The sequence below is a fragment of the Duganella sp. Dugasp56 genome (genome assembly GCF_047304105.1).
Lineage (GTDB): Bacteria > Pseudomonadota > Gammaproteobacteria > Burkholderiales > Burkholderiaceae_D > Rugamonas > Rugamonas hordei.
On sequence record NZ_JBGLYQ010000106.1, the window covers coordinates 1 to 1,395 of the forward strand.

At 58.1% G+C, this 1,395-nt stretch carries 1 protein-coding gene; it reads left to right on the forward strand.

Annotated elements, in window-relative coordinates:
- Nucleotides 1-92 precede the first annotated feature (92 nt).
- On the forward strand, nucleotides 93-1,124 hold the full coding sequence (locus tag ACCD07_RS32235) for an IS110 family transposase (RefSeq protein ID WP_413449688.1): 1,032 nt from the start codon (nucleotides 93-95) through the stop codon (nucleotides 1,122-1,124).
- Nucleotides 1,125-1,395 lie beyond the last annotated feature (271 nt).

The following is a 1,395-nucleotide window of genomic DNA, read 5'->3' on the forward strand; positions in this document are numbered from 1 at the left end:
CAGAAGCAATGGGATGGACTCCTCCTCACCTATCGGCGTCGATGCGCCTAAACTGGAGTTTCGACACAACCAGTTGAGAGAAGGAGTCCACCATGAAGATTATCCGCGTCGGCGTCGATCTCGCCAAGAGCGTCTTTCAAGTGCACGGGGTTGATCGTTGCGAAAAGGTTGTATGGCGCAAGAAGCTGGGCCGGGCGGAATGGCTGGCGGCGTTGCTGGAGAAGATTGAACCCGGCTGCGAGATCGGTATGGAAGCTTGCGGCGGCGCGCATCATTGGGCCCGGCAATTGCAGAAACGCGGCTTCACGGTGAAGCTCATCGCGCCGCAGTTCGTCAAGCCGTACGTGAAGAGCAACAAGAACGACGCGAATGATGCGGAGGCGATATGCGAGGCGATGAGCCGCCCGAGCATGCGTTTCGTCGCGGTCAAATCGGTCGAGCAGCAAGACCTGCAGGCGATACACCGCATCAGGGCGGAGTTGTGCAGCCAGCGCACCGCGAAGGGCAACCAGATCCGAGGCCTGTGTAGTGAGTATGGCCTGGTGGCGCCAAGGGAAATGATACAGCTGAGAGCCGCCATTCCTTGTTGGCTGGACGATCTGGAGAATGGATTGACGTTACGTTTCCGTCGGATGCTGCGCGGCTTGTGGCTCGATCTGCTGAACCTGGAACTCCGGGTCAAGGAACTGGATCAGGAAATAGAAATTGCGGCGGCCACCGATCCGGTCGCCACCAGGTTGCAGCAACTGCGCGGCGTCGGCCCGATCATCGCGACCGCGATTGTGGCCAACGTCGGCGACGCAAAGCAGTTTAGCAGTGGCAGGCAGATGGCGGCATCGCTGGGGCTGACGCCAAGGCAAAACAGCTCAGGCGGCAAAGAACGATTGTTGGGTATTACGAAGCGAGGCGACGCACAGCTACGAACGCTGTTGATTCATGGGGCCCGTTCAGTGTTACGAACGGCGGCCAGCAAGAATGATCGGATGAGTCGCTGGGTAACGCACATCGCGCAGACAAGGCATCACAACATCGCCGCGGTCGCGCTGGCCAACAAGACGGCGCGTATCGCCTGGGCGATGATGACCAAGGGCACTGATTACCAGCCCGGGGCAGTAGCAGTTTAAACAGTAGAGCAGTCAGTACGTAAAAAGGAGTATCCAACCACGATTGCGAAACATGCCGATGATGGCCAACAGGTCGAACCGGCGCTGGCAGAACCCGACAACGTCTGCGGCCTCCAAGCCCGAAGAAGCAATTGGGAGCCAGCGCGCGAATAGCCCATTATGGTCCTTGCCCGACGACAGGCAATGCAGTTAGAGACCGAATATACGTGAGCAGTCGTACCTGAAAGTCAAAGACGGAATGTTTGCAAACGAGGAGGAGTCCATATACAGA